This is a genomic window from Saprospiraceae bacterium (genome assembly GCA_016709995.1).
In the GTDB taxonomy this organism is placed as follows: domain Bacteria; phylum Bacteroidota; class Bacteroidia; order Chitinophagales; family Saprospiraceae; genus JADJLQ01.
This window is the reverse complement of record JADJLQ010000002.1, coordinates 1,117,814-1,142,560: the sequence shown is the minus strand read 5'-3', so window position 1 is coordinate 1,142,560 and position 24,747 is coordinate 1,117,814. Positions and strand designations below refer to the sequence as shown.

Below are 24,747 nucleotides of genomic sequence, written 5' to 3'. Positions count from 1 at the left end.
TTTGATGATGATGGTTATCATTTTACCTGATATAAATCAGTCTCCCCAACTCCTGAGCAGCATATTTTTGGGCGCTCCGGACCTTACAGAATATGTGTACATCGACAATGAATACGAGGGATCTTGCTGAAGGATCTTGCTCTTCAGCTTGCATAAACTGCACCTTTAGACACTTATCCTTATTCTCCAAACTTCAACCTGAGGAATTACAATTATTAAATTCCAATAAATCCTTTGCTCGCTTCCAGGCTGGAGAGTACATTTTCAAAGAAGGCAGTAAATTAAAGGGACTCCTTTGCTTGCAGCAAGGAAAAGTTAAACTTACCCGAAGAGCCGACTCTGGAAATAATGTGATTATCGCCTTAAATAAACCCGTAGAATTCATAGCCCTTCCCGAGTTATTAATTCATCAACATCATCATTCGTCAGCGATGGCCTTGGAAGATACTTTCATTTGCACTATTGATTCCAATCACTTTATGGAGATCATGCAAAATAATGCTGCTTTTAGTTTGCAAGTCAGCACCTATCTATCCGGCAAATTAGAATCAGCCCAAAACCATTTAATGCATTTGACTCAAAAGCATATGAGAGGCAGACTGGCCTATGCAATATTATATTTTAAAGATTTTTTTGGTATTGACCCTACAAATTCCTTCCTGAATATGGGATTAAAAAGGTCAGATCTGGCAGAATGGACCAATATGACTACCGCCAACGTGATCAGGACTTTATCTTCCTTTTCAGTAGAGCGATTAATCGAAGTCAGGGGCAGAAATATCAAGATACTTGACGAGGCTTCGCTGAAGCAAATATATCAGTTAAATTAAATATAGTTAATAAGTAGTAAGTGCCTTGCTAAAACAATAAATTAGAAGGTTATTTTTTGCTGGCTACTTGTTTTTTCCCAGGCACTGGAAAAGCTACACTGCCATAATTATAAAAAGCAATTGTAGAAGCAATAGGCAATCTGTAATAAGACATCATGGTCTCCACTACCTGACCAAACACTACTTTGTCTACGGCCTTAGATCCAGGCTTGGGGTAGTAGGCAAAATGTCCGATAGATCCGTCTGCATTCCAATTGATGGAACACCAAAGTTGTACCCCCTTGAGACTAAAACCCAACTGATCACTCACGTTCTCCAACTCAGTCATGGTATGTAGCCATTTGTCATAAGCCAGGTAAACATCATTGTTGCATACCTCTAATAATGAAGTGGTGGAGCTGTTTAGCTTCTCATATTGTTCACTGAACTGGCCTATCAGAAATACTTTTGGCAAACTGTCCAGAACCTCCAGGGGTATAATACCTTTAGAGGAAAAGGTAGCAGCTGCACTATTCGCAAAAGTGCATACTACAATAAATAATGCCAAAATAGGTTTCACAACAGATAAACCTACAAGTAATATGCCATAAATCAAAGAAAATAATGAGTGATTTATGATTTTTATATTTTGAGGTCATGTAGGCCAAGCTGTCTACCGCCTTGAAAAGTGGATTCAGAGCCCTTTGACAAATTCTGAATAGCTATATTTAGGTCTTATTTTGGCTCATTTGTCGAAAACTTTATCAATTTCACAAATCCGATGTTAATATTGACTTTTTAAATTCATCCATCCATGGCAATAGACATCATTGCAGCCCTCATAGCAGTTTATGGTTTTTACCTCGGGTATACCAAAGGCATAGTCAAGACCATCTTTGGCATCGTATCCATCTTCATAGGCCTCCTGGCAGCACTCAAACTTTCTCCATATATCGTGCAAATGTTAGAAAAAGTATCGGGGAGCAATAGTCCAATGGTATTCCTGGTCGGATTTGCACTGACTTTTGTGTTGACCTTGTTTTTGGTGCGGTTTTTAGGCAACCGATTTGAAGACCTGCTAAAGATGATTAAGATCAATATATTCAATCAAGTGATTGGCGGAGCAGCTTTGAGTGTTTTGTTTTTATTATTGTTTAGCTATGGCATATGGTTTGCTGACCAGGTGAAAGTAATTTCAGAACCGGTTAAAAAAGCAAGCTACACCTACTCCTATTTGCAGACCTTGCCGGAAAAGTCTAAATCCGCCATCGCTATGGTCAAGCCGCTTTTTAGAGAATTTGCCGACAAAGCCAGTGCAACGATAGACAGTGTAAAAAACAATTAATTCTATCTTATATTGATGCTACGAAGATCCTATCTACCTTATTTCTTTGTGGCCCTGCTTCATTTGATTGCGGAGTTTTTTAGCTGGTCTGATATCACCATTTATACCAAGCCTTTATTGATGCCGGTGCTGGCCGTCGGTTTTTATTTTTCGCTGACATCTGTTTCAAAAAATCTTCCCTATATCAAATCCCTGCTTGCCGCTTTGGCCTTTAGCACAGCTGGAGATGTGCTGTTGCAGTTTGAAAAAACATTATATCAACCACTCTATTTTTACTTTGGACTAGGTGCTTTTCTCTGTGCTCAATGCATGTATATTCTGAGCTTCTTCCGACTGGGACCAAGGAGTATTTCAAAGTACTGGTTCGTGGCTTATTTGCTTTATTTTATCACCTTTTTAGCAGTTTTGTATCCTGGCATGCCGCTGGCCCTACAGGTTCCGGTGACGATCTATGGACTAGTCCTCACTTTGATGGCTTGGCAGAGTTGGAGGTCATTCAAAATAGGTGGATATATCTCTGTGGTCGGGGCTTTGTTTTTTGTACTTTCTGACAGCTTACTAGCCATCAACCGATTTAAGATGGCCATACCACAAGCAGGGACCTGGATCATGCTCACCTATTTGATAGCGCAATTTTTAATCGTAAGGGGTGCAACTTATAAACAGCATTAAGCGCCTTCTGTACCTTCCTGACCTTGATGGATCAGTGCCCAAATCTTGTCTTTTAATTCTCCCAAGCCATATTGATTGACAGCAGAAATCAAACAGTAAGGCACTCCCTTGGGCAGTTTTCTTTTGACCGCACTATATTGATCAGGCTCGATGAGATCCATCTTGGTCACAGCCAGTAGCCTGGGTTTGTCCATCAACTCCGGATTATACAGTTCCAGCTCTTTGAGCAAAATCTTATACTCTTTACTGATACTCTCACTATTGACAGGCACCATAAATAATAAGACGGCATTGCGTTCGATATGCCTCAAAAATCTTACTCCCAATCCTTTGCCGGCATGGGCATCTTTTATAATACCCGGGATATCGGCCATCACAAAAGATTTTCCCCCATGATAATCGACGATACCAAGATTGGGTACCAGCGTCGTAAATGCATAGCTGGCTATTTTGGGTTTGGCGGCTGTGACCGCAGCCAGCAAAGTTGATTTGCCTGCATTGGGAAAGCCAACCAAGCCTACATCTGCCAGTATCTTTAATTCGAAAGACAGCCATGCTTCTTTGCCGGGCTCGCCTTCCTGAGCAAACCTGGGCGTTTGATGGGTAGATGATTTAAAAAATGCATTCCCTTTACCACCCCTGCCTCCATCCATGAGCACTTTCACCTCGTCCTGAGAAGTGACTTCTGCCAGAACCTTCTCAGTTTCTACATCCCTGATCATCGTGCCCAAAGGGACTTCTATAAAAATATCTTCACCTGCCTGACCAGTCCTATTGGCCTTAGCACCACCTCCCCCATCGTCAGCATAGATATGTTTTCTATATCGTAGGTGCAGTAAGGTCCAGAGCTGACTATTGCCTCTGACCATGATTCGGCCGCCTCTACCTCCATCACCGCCATCAGGGCCTCCCATGGCTTTAAATTTTGCCCGATGCAGATGGACAGCTCCTGCCCCGCCCTTACCAGAACGACACAAGATTTTGACAAAGTCAATAAAATTTTCTTCAGCCATGTAAGGGAGTAACTCTATTTTTTTTTAATAAACAAACTTGGTGGTGAACCGATCGTCGATCACCAGGCACAATTCTTCAAAAATTTCATCGACGGTACCCATACCATTTACCTGAATGGACAATCCTTTTGCGTCATAATAATCATACACCGGGGTCGTCTCATCACGATATACTTTCATTCTATTCCTGATGATACTTTCATTGAGGTCATCTGTACGGCCAGAGGTCTTTCCTCTTTCGAGCAGACGATGCACCAATTCATCATCGTCTACCACTAAAGAAAGCAATGAAGTTAATTTTATATTTTTTTCATTTAAAAGTTCGTCCAATGCTTCTGCTTGTGCTATAGTCCGGGGAAATCCGTCGAGGATGAACCCATTTTTTACAATACCGCTATCCATTCGCTGCTTGAGCATCGCAATGGTCACTGAGTCAGGCACTAACTGGCCCTTGTCCATATATGATTTGGCCAGTTGGCCAAGTTCAGTCTTATTGCCCAGCTCATATCTAAACATATCGCCGGTAGATAGATGCGTGATATCATATTGATCAACCAGTTTCATGGCTTGCGTACCCTTGCCTGAGCCCGGAGGTCCAAAAAGTATTAAATTAATCATGGTCAGTATACTAGCTTTTCTATAAGGCGAAAGATACGAATAAGTGACTAGAACTCTAAGATTTATCTAACCGTCAATCACAAAATAAGGAGCTCAGTATTCTGGGTAGTTATATTGACAAAAACTAAAACTGGTATTTAAAAGGCAGAAGCTTAAATTTGAACACTTGAAAATTTTACTCGACTATTATTCTAAAATCAGATTTGACCTGCCTGAAAATGAAAGGAGTGACATATTCCTTCCAACCTATATGCTATCCTTGAGGTTGCAGATTAAAAAATTAGTCGCTCTCCATTTTATGATTGGTCAATGCGACAAAAATTTTGATCGCAAAAAATCTCTTCAACCATTTCGGGATATTTACAAATCTGCAGGTGTTCTCAGAGAGATTCATCTGGAACAGACCATGCTGGAAAAATATGCAACAGGTATCGGGTTGCCGGCATTAGAGTTTTCTATGCTCGAGCGCCAGGCAGTCGCTCATGCCCAATACGATACTTTCATGACTAAAAAAAACATGAAGGCACTCAACCGACATTTGAAAGGCCTTGTGCCCCGTCTTCGGTCCATCCGTCGTAAGGAAGTTCATAACTACCTTATTAATGAGGCAAAGGAAATCCATCATCTTCTTAGTCAAGGACCCTTGAATGAAGATCAAATCCACCTGGTCAGAAAAAAAATGAAACGATTTATGTTCAATCGTAAAAGCATAAAATGGGAAAACCCTGCACCTTGTTTTTCCAATGATGCCATCTTACCTAAGTGGATGGGCATATGGCACGACCACTATACTTTTATGATGCGTTTGAATGAGGGTCTGGGAGCTTCTGAAATATATGACATAGAGCGAAAAGAACTTACACGCATTCATGCGAAAATAGAAGTCATCACCAAAGCAATTTTGAGTCAGATCCAGGCCATTTTAATCGAAAACCTGGGTCAGGACTCTCTAAATAATGACCCTCCTGGCCAGCTTAAGTCTTTTCATCCAATAGTCTGAATCCTCTAAAACCTGTTCAACCACACCTTTGCTCGAAGTAGAATGTATGAAATATGTTTTGCCTGATTTGACTTTGCTGATCATCGCTACATGATCGATCTTTTTATTGCCAAAAAACAGAAGATCTCCGGGCTTGATCAAAGGCAACTTTATGGTGTGACCTACCTGTGCCTGGTCAAATGCCATACGGGGGAGCGAAAGATGAATCGACTGAAAGACTGCAGCCGTAAAACCAGAACAATCATAAGATTTGGGCCCGGAACTGCCTAGCCGGTAAGGTTTACCAACTAATTTTTTTGCTGAAGTACAAAGGGTTTCGATTTCTTCAATATGGGCTTTTAGGTAGGCCTGATCTGCCGCTTTGGCCTTATCGGACACTATATGTCTGCTCTGATTACAGGCGACAAACAGGAATAAGCTCAGCACAATGCAGGTCAGTTGGCGCAATACGTTCATGGAGAGACAAAGGTAACCAGGTCACATCACCCGTTTTTTTAATATGATGTTAATAGTTGTGAAAGGTGGTTAATAGTTTGTTATGTATTCCTCAGAATATCAGACGCTAGTGAGCCAGCGTATCGACTCCAAAAAAATCACTTCAACTCATAACATCCAATATCTGGATTGGTAGCATGCCTTCTGACACCCAGGATATCTCCCAACACTCTGTCGATAGGCTTTGCTTTACCGTTGACCACTGAATTGGTATCTAATCTAAAATCCAGCTTAGGAATACTTAGAAATACGGTGTCTTTCGACTGTGCACGTATACACCCAGGGCAATTATCAAAAAAACCCGGATAGTTTTTAGGATCCAACAGATCTTCTGCCTTGATATAACAATTGGTAAAGTTGGTTTGAAAAAATGATGGATTCTTTGGTTCTGTCAGATCCACCATGTCTACTTCATCCTTGCCGGAACCATAGAATATACTATTGGTGATATTCGCTAGCAGGGGATACAATTCTATCCGATTGGTCTCAGGATCACGCAGAATAGCATTGTTCATAGAGAGTGCTTCTGCTTCGTTGTCAAAATTGACCGCAGTACAATAGTCTATACGATAGTTGCCCCCATATGCAAGCTGTATACCATGTGACCCGTTAGAATGAAAAAGACTGTTTTCAGCTGTGATACGAGCATGGATGCCGACCAGCCCTGAACTGGCGGTATTAAAGATCCTGGTATTGCGTACAGTCAGATCACTGGCGCTGTCAGCATATATACCGACAAAGGCTGATCTGATCTCAGCGTAGCTGATCCGGTTATTGATACTACCCTGCCCTATCCTGATCCCGGACCATGCGCCCCATTCATCTTTGAGTTCTTGTTCTAATCGATCTGTCGTAAATATCACAGGACGATCAGCCGTGCCCTCCACACTGAGTCTGCCGTGATCCAATACATAGATGATCCCATCATTGTATATTGAATTGGCAGTCCTGACCAAACCCCCATGCACGTACACGCGCGCGCCTGCAGGGATGCGGAGCGTGCAACTATCTATCAGCAATACTCCATAGATCACATAAGGTTTGGGATCCGACCAGGTCTCTTCCTGGAGGTTACAGCTCAATAAGGCGAGTGAGCCTTTGGAATAGCGGTCAGGGATATAATTGGCATTTTGACCCCAGGCTTCCAGATATACCGTCTGGATATTGCTATTGGTCTCAAATTCAATAGCATCGCTAATGACAAAAGGGCTTATAGAGAGTGGCTGGTCGGGTTGGATAGTCACCTCTAAAAAAACATAGATGCTGTCATGGGCACCAATTTCAACACCTTTAAGTATTTTCGATGGAGCCGAAAATCCATCTACATTGAGTCTGAATACCGAGGAGGCTCCGGATCGGATAGAGATCTTTTCAATTTTCAGGGGCAGGCTGGCATCATTATATACTTTAAAAGACCTCGTGGCGGAGCCTACGGTCACAAATACAGTATCAAATCGAAGGGTATCCAAAGAAAACCGAAGGCGATCAGTCGTATCTGTGGTGAATTGTTCTGTATAACAACCCACATTCCAGAGCTCTAAAGCACCAAGAAAGAAACATAATAAAATGAAAGGGCGACCTTTCAAGGCGAATTGCATGTGGCAAAAATAGGGGTTTATAATTGAAGTAAGTGCGTAGCAAGGTAAGGCAATAAAAGCATCCCAAGCGACATCCATCCTATATTAGGCTGCAAACGAAAGTATTACGATCAAGTGTGTATATTTGTGATAAGCATGCTCACCAAACAAGGACATATCGATTATTGGTTAAAAGCCGGCCACGAATCCTGGGATTCTGCTGAGTTTTGCTATAAAGGAGGTCGGAATGTTGATGCCTTGTTTTTTTACTGTTTAGCTGTAGAAAAATATCTAAAAGCCAATTTTGTGCTGGACAATATTCAAAACCTGGCTCCCAGAATACATGAGCTACAGGCGATCTACTCACAGACCGAAATCCAACTAGAACCTGAATTAATTGATTACCTGGACAATGTAAACAGATGGAATCTTGAGGGCAGGTATCCTGATTTTAAATTTAGCCTTCACAAGCTTGCCACAGCAGATTATATGAAAAATCACCTCGTCAAATTAAACAAACTTCGAATATGCTTACTCGAAAGGCTTTGACCAATTTATTAACTGGTGTTTTCAATGAATTAGTTGACATGGGGCTCCGGCCGGATCGAATGATATTATTTGGGTCCTATGCCAAAGGAAATATTCATGCCTATAGTGATGTCGATCTCGCTATCTGGAATAAAAAATTTATTGGCGAAGGTTTGATTGACTTTGAATTGGTTCAACCTGTATTGAGAAAATTTCGAGCTGTCAATAGCATTGACTTTAAAATGTATCCTACAGGTGCTACTGCGGAAAATTTTGACCCTTTTATTGAAGAAATTGAGAGAGATGGTATGCTTTGGGTACCCGAGGTGAACGCTTTGCAAAAAGTACACTCTGTGAACAAATCTCACTTCTCCACTTGACCACTTCCCTATAATCTGTAAAAGAAAAAAACTTTAGATTCGATACCCTGTCATACATTAGTAGTGCTAATGCCCGTCATCGATGTCATCATCCCTGCTTACAATGAAGAGAAAGCCATAGGCCTGGTCATTGATGAAATTCCTAAAAACCTGGTGAGGAATATCCTCGTAGGGAATAATAACAGCAAGGATGGCACCAGGCAGGTGGCGGCAGCCCATGGAGCAATCGTCCTGGATGAGCCCAGGCCTGGTTATGGATATGCCTGTCTCAAATGCATGGACTATATCAGCCAGCTAAGTCAAAAACCTGATATCGTCGTATTTATTGATGGTGATCACAGTGATTACCCTGACCAAATGACTTTGATCTTAGGCCCAATCCTGGACGGTCGGGCCAACCTGGTCATAGGTTCTCGCGCGTTAGGAAATAAGGAAAAAGGGTCTATGACTATCCCACAAAGATTTGGCAATTGGCTGGCGACCCGTATGATTCGATGGATCTATGGCTACGTATTTTCGGACCTGGGGCCTTTCAGAGCCATCGACTACCCTAGTTTGCTAAAAATCGATATGCAGGATAAAACTTTTGGCTGGACGGTGGAAATGCAAGTCAAAGCCGCCAAACTCAAACTCCTCACTGCGGAAGTACCCGTAAATTATAGGCGGAGAATCGGCACTTCAAAAGTAAGCGGCACCATAAAAGGAACTATCTTAGCCGGCTATAAGATCATCTGGACGATATTAAAACTGATCTGAGTGGAATATCTCGCTTATTTTTTTGCACTGATTTATTTCCTGGCCCTGAGCTTCATCACCATTTATGCTTTCCTGGAATTTCACCTTTTATATTATTACCTAAAAAAGTATAAGTCCATCAGGCAATATCAACCACCCGCCTTGAAGGTATGGCCCAAAGTCACCATCCAATTACCTGTATTCAATGAGCTGTATGTGGTCGAAAGACTGATCGATGTAATCTGCAAGATTGATTACCCGCCTGCACTATTGGAGATCCAGGTACTGGATGACAGTACGGATGAAACCGTGGAGATCATCACCCGCAAATGCCGGGAGTATGCCGCCAAAGGTATCGATATCAAACATTTACATCGTACTAACCGATCCGGTTACAAAGCCGGGGCGCTCAAAGAGGGACTCAAAGTAGCTTCTGGTGAATTCATCACAATTTTTGATGCTGATTTTTTGCCGCAGCCGGATTTTTTAAAAAAATGCATCCCATATTTTCAAAATCAAAAAATAGGCGTGGTCCAGACCCGGTGGGATCATATCAATGAAAACTATTCTTTGCTCACCATGTTACAGGCCTTTCAGCTGAATGTGCACTTTTCTATAGAGCAGTCCGGCAGGCAGTCCGGCGACCTTTTGTTACAGTTTAATGGCACTGCAGGTACCTGGAGAAAAACAGCTATCGAAGAAGCCGGTGGTTGGCACTCCGATACCTTGACTGAAGATCTGGATCTTTCGTTCAGAGCACAGCTCAAGGGTTGGGAGATTTATTATATACAGGAGATAGGATCACCGGCAGAATTGCCAGCAGAAATGAATGGTCTTAAGTCTCAGCAGGCGAGATGGATGAAAGGCGGAGCTGAAGTAGCCAGAAAATTGATCCCGGTTATCTGGCAATCAAACCTGGCCTTTGTTCAAAAACTACATGCGATCACGCTTTTGTTGGGCAGCTCGATTTTCGTGTTGGTACTGGCCTTGGCGGTATCGAGTGTGCCTATTTCATTTCTAGTCTCTCATTACGGTATATCCCCAAAATATTTTGCATTTGGATTGATTGGTACCTTATCCATCATCCTCATTCATTTTATGGCCAACGTGCGCATTGCGTGGAATAAAATCCCTTTGTGGAAATCCGTACTTCGATTTATCGTGTTATTTCCACTGTTTCTTGTTTTTTCTATGGGGCTTTCCCTGCACAACAGTGTAGCTGTCATCCAAGGCTGGCGTGGCAAAAAAAGTGCTTTTGTCAGGACTCCAAAATTCAACATTAAATCTATCACTGATCGCGTCGCCAAGCACAAATACCTCTCTCACCATTTATCCTGGATCACTGTGTTCGAAGGATTGCTGGCCGGGTATTTTATCTATTCTGTCTACTGGGGTATTACGACTCAACAAACCAATTTTTTAATTTTTCACGTGGCTTTGGCACTCGGATTTGCCTCTATATTTCTATACACGATTGTACATATCAGCCTTAAAGACTGATCTTTCTACTATGGCTGTCCACCTCCATCGATCGCTACTCCTTATAATAGTATTAGCCTTGACGATATTGGCATATACTGTTCCACAGGCAGCCTTCGGCAAACTGGTCTTATATTATGGTATTGCGTTTGGGGCCTATGCCTGGGCAGGTCTCCACAAACCTGCTTCTTTTGAAGCTCACTCCTGGCTCAATTGGATGGTAAAACTGGTCCTGGTATTTTCGTTCCCCCTGGCCTCAGATGATTTTTATAGATTTTATTGGGATGGAATGTGCGTATTGGAAAAAATAAATCCCTATCAATTTACTCCTCACGAGCTTCAGACATTATACCCCCAGGATTGGATGGTTGTATTTACTAAGCTCAATTCACCAAATTATTTCAGTGTTTATCCACCCATATTACAAGCACTCTTTGCTATGTGTGCCATCGTGGGCTTCAAATCTATTTATTTATTCTCAGTGAGTTGGAAGATGCTTTTATTCTTATCAGATGTAGGCACGATTTATTTCCTGAAAAAATTAATTCCAAAAGATAAAATTCAGATGGTTTGGTGGTATGCATGGAATCCACTTATTTTATTTGAAATCATAGCCAATGGGCACCCTGAAGGATTCATTATGTTTTTTATTGTAACGGCTTTGTATTACCTATTTCGTACCAGGTATGATTTATCCTCTGTCATGTTGTCGCTTGCTGCTGCGATCAAAATATTTCCCATCATTTTATTGCCTTTCCTATGGAAATACCTGGGATTCAAAAAAGGACTTAGATACAGCCTGTTATCCGTCTTGATATTTATACTCTGCCTTTGCTGTATATACCTTTATCAGGATCATTTTATGCAATCGATCAGGCTATATATTTCCAGTTTCGAGTTCAACGGCAGTTTGTTTGAAATCTGGAAAGCTATAGATTACCAAAGATTTGGATTTGACAATGTCCGACATATAGGACAGTATCTTTCGGTCTTATTCATCCTATGGACCACCTATCTATTTATAAGACAAAAGTCCAAGCAGTGGAGCTCTCTGCTACCTTCGATCTTACTGATGTGGATGGGTTATTTGCTATTGAGCACGACGGTTCATCCCTGGTATATCCTTCCGCTGCTTTTATTGGGTACCCTGTCCGGCTGGTTAGTACCTTTTATTTGGTCGGGGCTGATCGTTTTGTCTTACAGTTGGTATGATCCGACGATGAGCACTACGTGGAAGTATGCATTGATTGGGATAGAATATATGGTGCTGCTGATTTTCTTTCTAGTGGATCGAAATGGACTGATTCGATTTAATTTAAAGGATACCGGAGCTCATGCATCTTGACATGATTTCAAACCGGGTCACCGATGTCAGCTGTGACCTACTTTTTTCCTTCGGAAAGGTGGTCCTGCTCTAAGTAGTCCTGAACTATTCTACCATTCATTCCTACTTTGATTAGAGCTTAGTTGTATAATAATTGCTTTATATAAAAGCAATTTATTCATTTTTATGCTTTTTATAAAAGCAATTTACTTATTTTTGTGCTTATTTATTAAGCAATATGGAGCATTTATATAAGATTCATCAAAATCTAATAACCAATTTAAAAACTTCATTCAGAAGGAGTTATATAGATATTATTGATTGGAATGAAAGACTTATTGGTATTAAAGGATCAAGGGGTGTAGGCAAAACCACCATGATCTTACAACATATCAAAGAGCATTTTGGCGTCTCCAGTAAGGCACTATATATAAGTTTGGACCATTTGACGCTGAGAGGGGTCACGATCACGGAGGTCGCGACTTATCACCAAAAGCAGGGAGGAACCCATCTATTTATTGATGAAATCCATAAGGAAGATGACTGGAGCCTTCACCTCAAAACCATTTATGATAACTTTCAGGATTTTCACATGGTATTTTCTGGTTCCTCCCTTTTGAAAATATACAGCGCCCAGTCTGACTTGAGCAGAAGAGCAATGTCATATGAACTTCCTGGCCTATCACTTAGAGAATATATCAATATTGAATCCAAGACCAGTTTCGAGCCTTCGACTTTAAATGACCTATTAAATGATCATATTCCGATTGCATCCAACATATTGCAACAGCTCAAAATCATCCCCTTGTTTAAATCGTATTTGGAGCATGGGCATTACCCTTTTTATCTTCAAAGCGTAAAGAATTATTCTATTAAACTAGATCAAATCCTAAATACAATTATTGAAGTCGATCTACCTACCGTATTGAGCATAGATATCCACCATATCAACAAAATAAAAAAACTGATCTACTATCTAGCCACTGAAGTACCTTTTCAACCCAATATATCTAAACTCGCTACCAGCATTGAAGTCCCTAGAAATACGCTTTATGAATACATCCATTATCTCGACCAGGCTAAAATATTCCACTTACTTCAGGAATCAGGAAAAAGCTACAGTGTGCTGAGTAAACCGGAGAAAATATATCTGCACAATACCAATATCCACATGGGATTAGCTCCACATCAGACCAATATTGGCACTTTAAGAGAGGTATTTTTTTTTAACCAGGTATCTACCAAATACAAAGTACATTCCTCCAAATCCGGTGATTTTTTAGTCGCTGAGAAATATACATTTGAAATAGGGGGCCCAGTCAAAACATTCAAACAGATAGCAAATAAGCCTAATAGTTATCTCGCCATCGACGACGATCTAAGTGGAATAAAAAACAAAATACCCTTATGGATGTTTGGTTTCCTATATTAATGAGGCAAATGATTTTGATCGAAGACTAAAGTCGTCAAACCGACTTAGGTCTGTACGGAGCGAGAGTAAGCCGCCGGTGGCCAGTACTTGCTGGCTCAGAGAAAAACCGATATTGGAAAAATTTTGTTTGCGAGGTAGAAACTTTATTGTACCATCCGGTTGTCTGACATCGAAAAAGTCTTTGCTATAAGCCGGTACATTGCCATAAAATGTAATTTGAGGGCGAAAATCACTTTCGAAACTCTGATATCGATACAGACTGATCTCTTTTTGAGTGTGGGCCAGTTTACTTTGCGGTGAGTTTTCCTTGGCCAGTGCGATGTAGCCTGGCAAAGTGATTGCTGATTGGCTAAAGGCAAAAGCATACACCTTAGATAATACAAGGAGCGTAATAAGGTATTTCATGTACCGAAAGGTAATAATATTTTAATTTTTGCTTTGATAGAAAGCAGGGCCGAAAGCTTAAAGCTATGGTGGGGCAGGTCTCCTTCTCTATTCAGGCAGGTTATCTATCCTAAAGCATAGCTTGCTCCTGAACAGGTCGGAGTATAACTCCTCTAAAACAATGTCACAAAATTTATACTACCATTCTTTTTAATCCAACTCCAAATAATCCAGATCCTTGTTATGCGTCTCGGAGATAGTGGTAATCGAATAGATGGCTATGATATATACCAACAATCCTCCTAATCCTGCTGCCAGTGTAGCTGATCCCAGCAGACCCTTAAATGCCTGGTACAATACTGTATCTATGACCGTCGTGCCTCTCACCATATTGGGGATAGTAGTAGCAGCAGTAGCCCTCAGGTTAGTGCCAAACTGCTCGGCTCCAATGGTCACGAACATGGCCCAATAACCACCCCCTAGCCCCATCAGCCCATTGAGCAAATACATGCCTGTGGCTGAGCGAAACGTACCTGACAAATAAAACAAAACAATCACTATCTGAAATAATAAAAAATACAAAACGGCCTTTTTGCGCGATTGAAGATAATGACTGATGATCCCATTGGCAAGGTCACCAATGGACAAACCAATATAACACCACATGATAGAAAGTCCCGGTTTGATCGGCTCGGTGATACCAAGTGCCTTACCGATTTCATTGCTAAATGAGCAGAGCACCCCGATCACAAACCAACTGGGGATACCCATACCGATACATTTGAGATATCGGATGAATCGATCCTTTTTGGCGAATAAAGCAAAAAAATTGCCTTTTGATATTTTATGATCTGCTTTGATACTTTTGAAAAAAGGCGTTTCGAAGACCCCCATTCTTAAAAACAATAAAGCAAATCCCATCCCACCCCCAACAAAATAAGCAGTGCGCCAATCAAACATCTCAACTGTTAGATACCCGACTACTGCTCCTAACAGGCCTACGAAAGCCACAATACTGGTACCCAGAGCCCTTAGATGTTTAGGAATGGATTCAGACACCAGGGTGATGCCTGCACCTAACTCACCTGCCAGACCTACCCCTGCTATAAAACGGATGATTTTATACGTAGTAGGATCCTGCACAAAACCGCAGGCTATATTGGCCAAAGAATAGGTGATGATAGACCCGAACAATACCGAAAGCCTGCCTTTTTTATCACCAAATACACCCCACAATATTCCTCCAAGCAACATCCCTGTCATCTGCCAGTTGAGTATGGAAGCGCCTATGCTGGAGACTTCACTCTCTGACAGCCCAAGAGAATTTAAGCTAGGGATCCGTACGATACCAAACAACAGCAGGTCATAGATATCCACAAAATAACCCAGGGCAGCCACTATGACCGGAAGGCTAAATAAATGTTTTAAGTCACCGCGATGAAAATTCATAAGCACAAAGTAATGTTTGGAATAATTGGATTTTGGGTGGATACCATCTGCCGATAATATTTTTATTTAATCAGTCGGTAAAGTCTCCGGGCATTGGTAGGATCAAATAGTTTGGTGCCCTTTTGAATAGTGGCCGCCGATCCACAAGCCAGCCCCATTCGAAGTGTATCTCTCAAACTTGCCTTTTTGCTAAATTGATAAATCATGCCGGCCACCATACTGTCTCCCGCTCCGACAGTGCTTTGCACCTTGACACTTGGCGCCTTGAGTTCTACAACTTCCTGATCAGTGGCAAGGATTCCCCCGGAAGCCGACATCGAAATAGCGATATGCTGAGCATAATGTTGGCTTATCCATTGGCGGGCTTGCTTGATCACCTGTGCCGTAGTCATTTTTTTTCTACCTGCCAATTGATAAAATTCCGCAAGATTGGGTTTGATCAAAAAGGGGTTTGAAGAAAACCAGGGCAACAATTGATCAGCGGGCAAATCCACTACCAGGCGACTGCCTTTCCTGGCACACCACTGCGCCACAGCCTTTGAAAACCGGGTATTGATCCCAGGTGGAAAACTCCCGCTCACAATTACAAACTCAGGAGCGGTATTGATTGAATTTAATTTTAGCCAAAATTTTTCAAGGTCCAGGGAGGATATTTTTTTTCCTTTATTGACCAGTCGATATTCTAAATGACTTGAGATATCATCAATGGTGATGTTTTCCCTGGTTTCACCGGCGACATTGACGGGCAATATTCGTTGATGGTCATCAGCCAGTCGCTGCTCGATCCATCTGCCGTTTTGACCTGCTGAAAAAAACAAAGCACAACTATCCAGCCCAAGTCTGTTCAGTCCTTTAGCTACATTTATGCCTCCACCTCCGACTTCCTTTTCGTATTGCTCGCAGCGCAATTTTTCTTCAGGAATCAACTTAGTGACATGCACCGATATATCAATGGATGGGTTGAGAGTAATAGTAAGTATCATACACCAAGCGTAAAGATTGTATTTTTTCGGCTAATTTTGAGCTGTGTCTTTATTTTCGTTTTTTTTTATTGGGCTACAATTTATTGTTTTGCCGCTTTTAAGCTTTCAGACCCGGGTCATAATTGAAAATCATGAAGTGATCCCACCCAAAAGATTGCTTTATCTCCAGTCGATCATCATGTTATCCATCATAGGTGGTCTGGCTGCGTTAGTAGATTGGCGCGAAGCCCTGGCTGTGAGAATAATAGGACCGATCGAGCTGCGTTTCATACTCTTTGGGGCCGCCTTATATGCATTTGGCGTGTTGATCAATTTTCTGCACTTCAAGTTTTTTCAGAATGACTCCAAAGCAGAAGATGAAATCATATTACCTGAAAAGCAAAACGATTACTTTTTGTGGGTATTACTTTGCCTGGTAGCCGCCTTATCCGAAGAGTTTGTATATCGGGGGGTGCTCACCCACCTGTTAGCCAAGCATGGCATGCTTTTTATCCTCGCGGCGATGATGAGTGCGGTAAGTTTTTCATTTTCACATTACACGCAGGGCTGGTTGGCTATCCCCATTACCTTTTTATTCGCCCTGGGGTTCCAATATCTGTATCATTTGAGTGGCAGCATCCTGCTTCCGATCATCGTACATTTCTTTTACAATATCACCATCGAACTTTTGAGACGCTCACTCATTGGGCCGGTAACTTCTTCTGATCGGTCACCAGATTAGTAATCGTGACAAACTCTGATACAGCCAATTGTTCTGGCCTTTTGTCGTAAAAAGGATCCTTCAATATATCAGCAGATAGATGCGATTTGAGCGAATTTCTGATCATCTTTCTTTTTTGAAGGAAACAGGATTTTACGATTGATTTGAATAAGGATTCGTTACAGTCCAAATGCAGGGTTGACTTGCGGGTAAATCTCAATACAGCAGATTTTACTTTGGGAGGGGGGCTAAAATTGCCCTCTTTGACTGTAAACAAATATTCTACATCATAATATGCCTGTGTCAATACGCTGATGACCCCATACTCTCTACTGCCTGGAGCATGAGCGATACGCTCTGCCATTTCCTTTTGAAACATGCCTACCATACCGGGTATCAACTCCCGATGATCAATCATCTTAAATACGATCTGGGAAGAAATATTATATGGAAAATTGCCAATGATATACAATGGTCGTGAACCATTTAATGCAAGCAGGTCGAGTTTCAAAAAATCCTCTTTGATTAATTGGGCTGTGCCAAACTTCGTATCAGCCTCCAGGAAGTCGACCATGTCCTGATCTGCTTCTACCATGATAAGCGTTGGGAAAGCCTCGATGAGGTATTTGCTCAACATGCCTTTCCCGGGACCGACTTCTAACAGGTGGTCTATTGGTCCAAAAGGAGCCAGGGCAGTGGTGATACGTTCTGCGATCGATTCGTTGGTAAGAAAATGCTGCCCATAGGACTTTTTAGCATAAGTCATCTGCAATGATACGCCTTTCTACTAATCCTTTAAAGTCAATCCAGGTACAACACCCGAACTTCTAAACCATTCTAAATAACTATCTTCGTACTCCAATAGATATTCATATGGGGAGTAACGAATCGAACACAGTCAAAATCGGCATCACGATCGGCGATATCAACGGTATCGGGCCGGAGGTAATCATCAAAGCACTTAGAAATCCTAAGATTTTAGATTTCTGCATACCGGTTATATATGGTTCAGGTAAGATCATCTCTTATTATAAAAACATCGTAAAGGCAGATGATTTTGTTTATTATCAAACCAGGAATAACGAAAAGCTGCAACCAGGAAAAATATATGTGTTAAATGCATGGCAGGAAAATGTCACAGTATCCATCGGAAAAATTACTGAGACAGGAGGCAAATACGCTTTGGCTGCATTGGATCAGGCTATCCAGGATATCCAAAGTGGCTGGTTAGATGGGCTGGTCACGGCTCCGATACACAAGCAATCTATGCAGATGGCAGGATTTAACTATGCAGGCCATACGGATTACCTCGCGGAGAAACTTAACTGCTCAGAATATATGATGATGATGGCTGGTAATAATATCACAGTAGGCCTGGTCACCACCCATATTCCTTTGCAGGCCGTGCCTTCAAAAATCACTATACCCAAAATCAAATCTGCGATTCAGATATTACATGCCTCTATGCAAAAAGACTTTGGTATTGATCGACCATTGATAGCAGTATTAGGCCTCAACCCGCATGCAGGAGATGGTGGGGTCATCGGCCAGGAAGAACAACTTTTTATCATACCTGCTATCGAAGAATTAAAGCAACAAGGGATGATGATCTATGGGCCTTTTTCGGCGGACGGCTTCTTTGGATCTTCTCAATTTAAAAAATTTGATGCCATCCTGGCGATGTATCACGATCAGGGTCTGATCCCTTTTAAAGCCCTTGAATTTGAAAATGGAGTCAACTTTACAGCCGGTCTGCCAGTGGTGCGCACCTCACCGGATCATGGAACCGCTTTTGATATTGCAGGCAAAAACGAAGCTGATCCAACCTCATTCAGGTCCGCTCTTTTTGGGGCCATCGAAATCGCCAGGCAGCGCAAAAAATATGCTGAAGATCGTGCCAATCCTTTGAACAAACATCAAAAACAATCAGAAGAAAAAGTGGAAGGTTAGTCTATGGTAGACTGAATAGGAACTATTTGCGAAGTCAGCGCTTGATATGCTGGCAGATCAAACTCACTGGACAAATAGGTATCGTATCGATAAAGCTGATATTCTTCAATTGTACGTATAAGTTTTAAACTGTAGGATCTATCTGTGGCGTAGCCACATTCTTTGAGGCCATAAGCCCAGGATTTGTAATCCGTAATATCCAGGTTAAACAAGCTGGCATACTTAGCCGATGACCTGAGGAAATCTGAATGATCCTTGAAAGACGCATCTATATCCGCATATGCCCGAAAGCAAGACTCCATCAACTTACCTTTGGCATCCAGGTCATCATCTTTATGGTAGTAGCTTTGGCCTTTCCAGTAAGACTTACATTTAATTCCAAAATGGTTATTGCTCTCCAAAGCCAATACACTCCGACCAGCATTAGATTCTACCATGGCCTGAGCCAATTTGATACTGGCAGGTACCCCGCTACGACGCATCTCATTGACAGCCAAGACCGAATATCTTTCTATATATGCCTGGGCAACTACCCGTTCGTCCATTTTATAGCGAAAAGAATAAAATAACGTGCAAATCAATACAATGCTGACCCAAGACTTCATACTGGTCCGTGAATTGCAAAAACTATGCCAAGTGGGGCAATGGCCATACCGAAACTTCGGGATGCCTATTGCCCCTACTCTTCTCCTAACAATTTCTGAGCGTCGACATATTCCCTAAATGCCTTTCGGTAGGTTTCTCCAATCGGAATAGATACACCATTGATCTCGACATAATCTTTATGGATCGCTTGTATCTTTTGTAGTGCGATGATATAAGAATGATGGATGCGGATAAACCTGCCCTTGGGAAGCTGAGCCTCGAGGTTTTTCATCCGCTGAAGGGATACTATTTTATGATTGGGAATGTAGATGCTTACATAATCTTTAAGTCCCTCGATATACAGGATGCTGTTTATGTCTATACGTACGAGTTTGGTGCCATCTTTTACGAAAATAATGTCGTCTTTATTATTGGACTCTTCGGGGACTACGTGATTGGGTACCTGAGCAGTAGAGGTAATGGACAATCTTTGTTTTACCTTTTCTACTGCTTGAAAAAAACGTTCAAAAATAATCGGCTTAAGTAGATAGTCTGTCACATCCAATGAATATCCATCCAAAGCATACTCGCTATAAGCCGTCGTCAATATCACCTGAGGTTTGTACGACATAAGTTTTAGCAAACTCATACCGGTAAGATCAGGCATCTGGATATCCAGAAACAATAAATCGACGCGGTGATCTTGCAGGTAGGTCAAGGCTTCGAGTGAGTCCGAAAAGCTTTTGACCAGGCGCAGCACCGGCATTTTACTTACATAAGTCTCCAATAACTTTCTGGCCAGGGGTTCGTCTTCGATGATAACACAATCAATCATTTAATTTAATTGAAGATCTAAGGTAGCAGTATAAGTATCATCAAGCTCTTTTACATCCAGGGTATACTTGCCTGGATAATTTAGATCGAGCCTACGCTTGACATTGTCCAGGCCTATACCCGTATTGGCAGACGCAGCGGTACCTTTATGCCGGGTCTTGCTGTTAGACACATGCAAAGTGACTTTTTGATGATTACAGTCCAGGATTGCTTTCACCCAACTATCCTTATTATTATTGGATATACCATGCTTGAATGAGTTTTCCAAAAAAGGTATAAGAAGCAAGGGTGCTATCTGTTTGTTTTCAGGATCGCCGGTCACTTCAAATTCAATGGGTATCTGATCGTTTAATCTCAATTTTTCCAAAGAAATATAATTTCTCATATATTCTATTTCTTTTTCCAAAGGTACCTGGTCGTAATTAGAATCATAGACCATATACCGCATCATCTGTGACAACCTTGAGATCACTTCTGTAGTCTGAGGCGAATTAGAATAAGCAAGTGCATAAAGATTGTTGAGTGTATTAAATAAGAAGTGCGGGTTGATCTGATTCTTGAGAAACTTCAACTCAGCGACCAGCTTCTCATTTTTTAATTGAGCTCTTTGATCTTCCAGGTCTCTCCATTCTGAGAAAAATCTAAGCAAAGCCACAAAAGCAGATACCAGGACCGAGGTTACAAAAGAGCCTATGGCAAATCGATTGCTGTAATAAAAGTGATTGTCATAGGTGTATCCATCTACTATCCATCGTTTAGCGTGTACGTATAAAAACAGGATGACCACAGCCATGGATACAAACTCTACAGTATATCTTATTCCATTTTTATGGCGAAGAAACCGAGGCATGATCAAAAAATAATTCAAATAAGCCACGATCATCAGATAGATGGTATGTGATAAGGCATTGTTAAATAGCTGGAGAAAAGGTTGATCTTCGGCCCTCGATCTACCCGAATTACTGATCTGGTAAAAGAAAAAAGAAAAATAAACACTCCAAAAAAGTAAATGAAGCGTTTTGTTTCTATGTCTTTGCAAAAATCCTTGCATATGGTGATTTAGTAGATAAACCATCAAAATTACAAGTATATAGCGGTTTGCTTTTCATTTAGGCACCATACTATACGACTTATCGACTACTTATGGATTATTTTATACAAATTTGGATTTAACTCGTTTTAGGACAAAAAATCATATTATCCATATATTTAATATGTTCAAAATGTTATTTTCTTTAACAAAACTGGGCAATTTAGACGAAGAGCCGATAAAACCTGCCTGATCGTCGAATCTGTCTTGTACTCCGACCCTTTCGGGGTTACTTTTACAGTCTATTTTAATACAATTATCTCGAAATCACAATGTTAAAAAAAATATTTACCCTGCTTGGCATCTTCATTTTTGGACTATCTATTGGTCAAAATGCGAATCGTCCTGTAAAAGGAACAGCCGTTTTACAAGGGAGCATCCTGGATACCACCAATAAAAAACCTGTAGAGTTTGCCACTGTAGCCTTATTGATAGCTGCTTCCAAAGAGGTAGTCGATGGCAATATCACGGATGATAAAGGCGAATTTGAAATCCAAAATGTTGGGGCAGGAGAGTATTTACTGGAAATCGATTTTCTGGGATATCAAACAAAACAAAGTAAAATCATCCAAGTTAAAGACGGAGAAAAAGTAAAACTAGGCAAATTATATCTGGTACCGGAAACCCTGGTACTTGGCGAAGTGACAATCGAAGGCCAGACTGATATCATCGAAGAGAAAGTGGACCGCCTGGTATATAACGCTGAAAAAGATATCACCAGCAAAGGAGGAGACGCTGCAGATGTAATGCGCAATGTACCCTTGCTCACTGTTGACCTGGATGGCAATGTCAGCCTGAGAGGTAACTCCAATGTGAAAGTATTGATCAATAATAAGCCTTCCAGTATCATGGCCGGAAGTGTAGCAGATGCTTTAAAACAAATACCTGCCGACATGATCAAGTCCATTGAGGTGATCACCAGTCCTTCTGCCCGATATGACTCTGAAGGATCTTCCGGGATCATCAATATCATCACTAAAAAGAATACACTTGAGGGTATGACTTTGGGTGTAGATGTCAGAGCTGGAAATCGCGGTGCCAACCTGGGTCTGAATGGCAATTTGCGTACCGGAAATATGGGTTTCAGCCTTAGAGGATATGGCAGAGCCGAATATGGAATAAAAGGAGCTTTTGAAAATGTACAGACTACGCAGACCTCAATAGGTTTGCAAAAAAGTATCCAGAGCGCTACTACGCTTTCTGATAGACTTCATGGCAGTTATAATCTGGGCTGGGATTGGGATATTACTAAAAAATCCAACCTTTCTGCAGGGTTAAGGTTAGGTACAAGAAATGGCAACAGTGTACAGGACAACCTTATTTCTCAGACATTTCTACCAGGTGCCACTATACCCTTATTGAGTGGTAGAAATGTAGCATCCAAAGACCATGACATAAGTTATGATTTGAATTCGACCTATACTTATACTTTTAAGCCACAACAAGAATTGAGTTTACTTGGCTTGGTTTCACGCAATAACAGGGATAATAGTTTTGAAGCTGACTTACTCAATAATGTAGACCTTCACACCATCTCGGCAAGACAAAAAAATGATAATACCAGCTACAACCTGGAGTCGACATTAGAAGCAAACTATCAAGCACCGACCGGAGAAAGAGGTCTTATTGAATTTGGAGGTAAAGGAATATTTAGAAAAGTAAATAGTGACTATCAATATTATTTGGGTGAAGGCACCTCCAATCAATTTGTTTTAGACGAATCCAGAGTATCTAACCAACTCAATTATAACCAATCAGTCGGTGCCGGCTATTTGTCTTACACCTTCACTACCAAAAATAAAATCAGTGTTAAAGCTGGTGCCAGACTAGAATATGCTGATATCAACGCCAGTCTATTTAAAACGCCTGATGTGCTCTTAGATATACCTTCTTACTGGAGCCTGGCTCCCAGTATCAATCTTTCCAAGACGATCACGAAAAAATTAACCTTAAAAACAGCGTATAACCGTAGGATTCAACGACCGGGCATACAATATTTAAACCCAAATGTCAATGAAGCCAACCCCACCAATATTTCTGTGGGCAATCCCTACCTTGATCCAGAATTTACGGACAATTATGAGGTCAGCGCCAGCATCAACCTAAAAGCTATTTACTTAAATACCTCCGTTTTCTATCGGCATACAGGTAATTCTATTACTAGCTTGAGAGATACATTCACTACACAAAATCCAAATCCTACGGAACAAGGAAGTATAGCTGCCATCAGAACTACGTACGCCAATATCGGTAACGAAAACACCATCGGTATGAACATATTTGGTAACGTGACTTTTTTCAAAATTTGGCAGATCAATGGAGGAATTGATCTATATAATGTGAGCCTGACTAATAATAATCCAAACCCATCTTATGCAGCTTCCAATAGTGGCCTGGTCATGGGAGGTCGTTTGTTCAGCAACCTCAGGCTTAAAAAAGGCTGGGGCATCCAAGGCGGTGGAGGCGGAAGAGGTCGTCAGGTCAATCTCCAGGGGTATTCCGGTGGATTTAGATTTTATATGATGGGAGTTAAAAAAGATTTTAATGATGGTAAGGGCAATGTGAGTTTATCCGCTGAAAATTTCTTGAATTTCCCTTTCAAGGTAACTTCGGAATCCAAAAGCCAACTGCTGCAACAACTTAATACCAACAGTTTTTATAATGCTGGTGTGCGGATAGGTTTGAGTTATAAAATTGGAAAAATGAATTTCGTGGACAGAAGAAAAAGGAAATCAATTAATAATGATGATATGAAATCTGGTGGCGATGGCGGCGGAGGTGGTGGTGATAATGGAGGTGACCAACAACAGGCAGCACCCACTCCTGCAGGCCAGCGAGGGGGTACCAGAGTACAGGGTACTACCCCGCCAGCTAATAACATGAATTCGCCAAAAGATACTACTGCCAAGGGAGCAAATATGCCCCTGGAGCAAAGATCACCAGACCAGGGTCAATGGCAAGGTCAGAGACCCCAGGGTCAGTGGAACAAACCAGGAACACCTGGCGCGGATACCACAAGAAGACAATGGCCTCAAGGTCAGAGACCTGCCGGCCAAATGAGAAGACCTGGTCAGGACTCCACGATGCGCCAAGGCCAAAGGCCTGATGGCAGTCAATGGAGAAGGCCTGGTCAACCCGGCTCAGATTCTACTGGAGTGCAAGGGGGCCAAAGGAATGGTCAAAGACTACAAGGACAGCCATCCGATACAAATAACAAACCCGGCACTGAAGACAAACTCATCAATGAGTCTAAAGAATCCGTAAAACTTATCAATCCAAATGATTTAAAACCGATGGTAAATGATAGTGTGCAGATGAAAAAAGATTCTATCCCGGTAAAAAAACAGTGATCCCGAAATAGCCCA

25 protein-coding genes are annotated in these 24,747 nt (G+C 41.5%); 13 read left to right on the top strand and 12 right to left on the bottom strand.

Going from position 1 to position 24,747, the window contains the following annotated elements; genetic code table 11:
• The first annotated feature begins 107 nt into the window (after window positions 1–107).
• Window positions 108–830, top strand: a complete 723-nt coding sequence (locus IPJ09_18865) for a Crp/Fnr family transcriptional regulator (protein MBK7373454.1) — start codon at window positions 108–110, stop codon at window positions 828–830.
• Between the two features lie 49 nt (window positions 831–879).
• Here IPJ09_18865 and IPJ09_18860 read toward each other — a convergent pair whose 3' ends face one another.
• Window positions 880–1,377: a hypothetical protein gene (locus IPJ09_18860; protein ID MBK7373453.1), complete on the bottom strand. Its 498-nt coding sequence runs from the start codon at window positions 1,375–1,377 to the stop codon at window positions 880–882.
• Window positions 1,378–1,623: 246 nt separating this feature from the next.
• Here IPJ09_18860 and IPJ09_18855 point away from each other — a divergent pair, with 246 nt between their 5' ends.
• Together IPJ09_18855 and IPJ09_18850 are read left to right on the top strand one after the other, a co-directional pair.
• Window positions 1,624–2,154, top strand: a complete 531-nt coding sequence (locus tag IPJ09_18855) for a CvpA family protein (GenBank protein MBK7373452.1) — start codon at window positions 1,624–1,626, stop codon at window positions 2,152–2,154.
• A 15-nt stretch (window positions 2,155–2,169) separates the two neighbouring features.
• A complete protein-coding gene (locus IPJ09_18850; protein MBK7373451.1) occupies window positions 2,170–2,826 on the top strand; it encodes a lysoplasmalogenase in 657 nt (218 codons plus the stop codon).
• Here IPJ09_18850 and obgE read toward each other — a convergent pair.
• Complete coding sequence (obgE, locus tag IPJ09_18845) at window positions 2,823–3,839, bottom strand: GTPase ObgE (GenBank protein ID MBK7373450.1); 1,017 nt, start codon at window positions 3,837–3,839, stop codon at window positions 2,823–2,825. The two genes, IPJ09_18850 and obgE, sit on opposite strands and share 4 nt — an antisense overlap.
• Window positions 3,840–3,863: 24 nt before the next feature.
• Window positions 3,864–4,457 (bottom strand): adenylate kinase, encoded by a 594-nt coding sequence (locus IPJ09_18840; protein MBK7373449.1) that lies wholly within the window; start codon window positions 4,455–4,457, stop codon window positions 3,864–3,866.
• Between the two features lie 166 nt (window positions 4,458–4,623).
• Here IPJ09_18840 and IPJ09_18835 point away from each other — a divergent pair, with 166 nt between their 5' ends.
• A complete protein-coding gene (locus tag IPJ09_18835; GenBank protein MBK7373448.1) occupies window positions 4,624–5,457 on the top strand; it encodes a hypothetical protein in 834 nt (277 codons plus the stop codon).
• On the opposite strand, the gene IPJ09_18830 is transcribed toward IPJ09_18835, so the two are convergent.
• A complete protein-coding gene (locus IPJ09_18830; GenBank protein ID MBK7373447.1) occupies window positions 5,407–5,913 on the bottom strand; it encodes a C40 family peptidase in 507 nt (168 codons plus the stop codon). The genes IPJ09_18835 and IPJ09_18830 overlap by 51 nt on opposite strands.
• A gap of 137 nt (window positions 5,914–6,050) precedes the next feature.
• On the bottom strand, window positions 6,051–7,550 hold the full coding sequence (locus IPJ09_18825; GenBank protein ID MBK7373446.1) for a right-handed parallel beta-helix repeat-containing protein: 1,500 nt from the start codon (window positions 7,548–7,550) through the stop codon (window positions 6,051–6,053).
• Window positions 7,551–7,685: 135 nt separating this feature from the next.
• Between IPJ09_18825 and IPJ09_18820 the strand changes: the two genes are divergently transcribed.
• From IPJ09_18820 to IPJ09_18795, 6 genes are all read left to right on the top strand, one after another.
• Window positions 7,686–8,078 carry a HEPN domain-containing protein gene (locus tag IPJ09_18820; GenBank protein ID MBK7373445.1) on the top strand — a complete coding sequence of 131 codons (393 nt, stop codon included), beginning with the start codon at window positions 7,686–7,688 and terminating at the stop codon, window positions 8,076–8,078.
• A complete protein-coding gene (locus tag IPJ09_18815) occupies window positions 8,057–8,437 on the top strand; it encodes a nucleotidyltransferase domain-containing protein (GenBank protein MBK7373444.1) in 381 nt (126 codons plus the stop codon). The genes IPJ09_18820 and IPJ09_18815 overlap by 22 nt, the downstream gene beginning before the upstream one ends.
• Before the next feature lie 69 nt (window positions 8,438–8,506).
• A complete protein-coding gene (locus IPJ09_18810; protein MBK7373443.1) occupies window positions 8,507–9,193 on the top strand; it encodes a glycosyltransferase in 687 nt (228 codons plus the stop codon).
• A complete protein-coding gene (locus IPJ09_18805) occupies window positions 9,194–10,672 on the top strand; it encodes a glycosyltransferase (protein MBK7373442.1) in 1,479 nt (492 codons plus the stop codon).
• Entirely contained in the window at window positions 10,647–11,996 is a 1,350-nt protein-coding gene (locus IPJ09_18800; GenBank protein ID MBK7373441.1) for a DUF2029 domain-containing protein, read from the top strand. Before IPJ09_18805 ends, IPJ09_18800 begins: the two co-directional genes overlap by 26 nt.
• A gap of 217 nt (window positions 11,997–12,213) precedes the next feature.
• Window positions 12,214–13,407: an ATP-binding protein gene (locus tag IPJ09_18795; protein ID MBK7373440.1), complete on the top strand. Its 1,194-nt coding sequence runs from the start codon at window positions 12,214–12,216 to the stop codon at window positions 13,405–13,407.
• On the opposite strand, the gene IPJ09_18790 is transcribed toward IPJ09_18795, so the two are convergent.
• The 3 genes from IPJ09_18790 to IPJ09_18780 all read right to left on the bottom strand — a co-directional run bounded on the left by IPJ09_18790 (window position 13,399) and on the right by IPJ09_18780 (window position 16,223).
• Entirely contained in the window at window positions 13,399–13,812 is a 414-nt protein-coding gene (locus IPJ09_18790; protein ID MBK7373439.1) for a hypothetical protein, read from the bottom strand. The two genes, IPJ09_18795 and IPJ09_18790, sit on opposite strands and share 9 nt — an antisense overlap.
• A gap of 189 nt (window positions 13,813–14,001) precedes the next feature.
• Complete coding sequence (locus IPJ09_18785) at window positions 14,002–15,240, bottom strand: MFS transporter (GenBank protein MBK7373438.1); 1,239 nt, start codon at window positions 15,238–15,240, stop codon at window positions 14,002–14,004.
• 62 nt (window positions 15,241–15,302) lie between these two features.
• Window positions 15,303–16,223, bottom strand: coding sequence for a 1-phosphofructokinase family hexose kinase (locus tag IPJ09_18780; protein MBK7373437.1), 921 nt, complete (start codon window positions 16,221–16,223; stop codon window positions 15,303–15,305).
• An 88-nt stretch (window positions 16,224–16,311) separates the two neighbouring features.
• On the opposite strand from IPJ09_18780, the gene IPJ09_18775 reads away from it, so the two are divergent.
• Window positions 16,312–16,944, top strand: a complete 633-nt coding sequence (locus IPJ09_18775; protein MBK7373436.1) for a CPBP family intramembrane metalloprotease — start codon at window positions 16,312–16,314, stop codon at window positions 16,942–16,944.
• Here the strand turns inward: IPJ09_18775 and rsmA are convergent.
• Window positions 16,904–17,689 carry a ribosomal RNA small subunit methyltransferase A gene (gene rsmA / locus IPJ09_18770; protein MBK7373435.1) on the bottom strand — a complete coding sequence of 262 codons (786 nt, stop codon included), beginning with the start codon at window positions 17,687–17,689 and terminating at the stop codon, window positions 16,904–16,906. The genes IPJ09_18775 and rsmA overlap by 41 nt on opposite strands.
• A gap of 107 nt (window positions 17,690–17,796) precedes the next feature.
• On the opposite strand from rsmA, the gene pdxA reads away from it, so the two are divergent.
• Window positions 17,797–18,873 (top strand): 4-hydroxythreonine-4-phosphate dehydrogenase PdxA, encoded by a 1,077-nt coding sequence (gene pdxA, locus IPJ09_18765; protein MBK7373434.1) that lies wholly within the window; start codon window positions 17,797–17,799, stop codon window positions 18,871–18,873.
• Here pdxA and IPJ09_18760 read toward each other — a convergent pair.
• The 3 genes from IPJ09_18760 to IPJ09_18750 all read right to left on the bottom strand — a co-directional run bounded on the left by IPJ09_18760 (window position 18,870) and on the right by IPJ09_18750 (window position 21,343).
• Complete coding sequence (locus IPJ09_18760) at window positions 18,870–19,478, bottom strand: glucosaminidase domain-containing protein (GenBank protein MBK7373433.1); 609 nt, start codon at window positions 19,476–19,478, stop codon at window positions 18,870–18,872. The genes pdxA and IPJ09_18760 overlap by 4 nt on opposite strands.
• 74 nt (window positions 19,479–19,552) lie before the next feature.
• Window positions 19,553–20,293: a response regulator transcription factor gene (locus IPJ09_18755; protein ID MBK7373432.1), complete on the bottom strand. Its 741-nt coding sequence runs from the start codon at window positions 20,291–20,293 to the stop codon at window positions 19,553–19,555.
• On the bottom strand, window positions 20,294–21,343 hold the full coding sequence (locus IPJ09_18750; protein ID MBK7373431.1) for a histidine kinase: 1,050 nt from the start codon (window positions 21,341–21,343) through the stop codon (window positions 20,294–20,296).
• Between the two features lie 311 nt (window positions 21,344–21,654).
• On the opposite strand from IPJ09_18750, the gene IPJ09_18745 reads away from it, so the two are divergent.
• Entirely contained in the window at window positions 21,655–24,732 is a 3,078-nt protein-coding gene (locus tag IPJ09_18745; protein MBK7373430.1) for a TonB-dependent receptor, read from the top strand.
• Window positions 24,733–24,747: the final 15 nt, after the last annotated feature.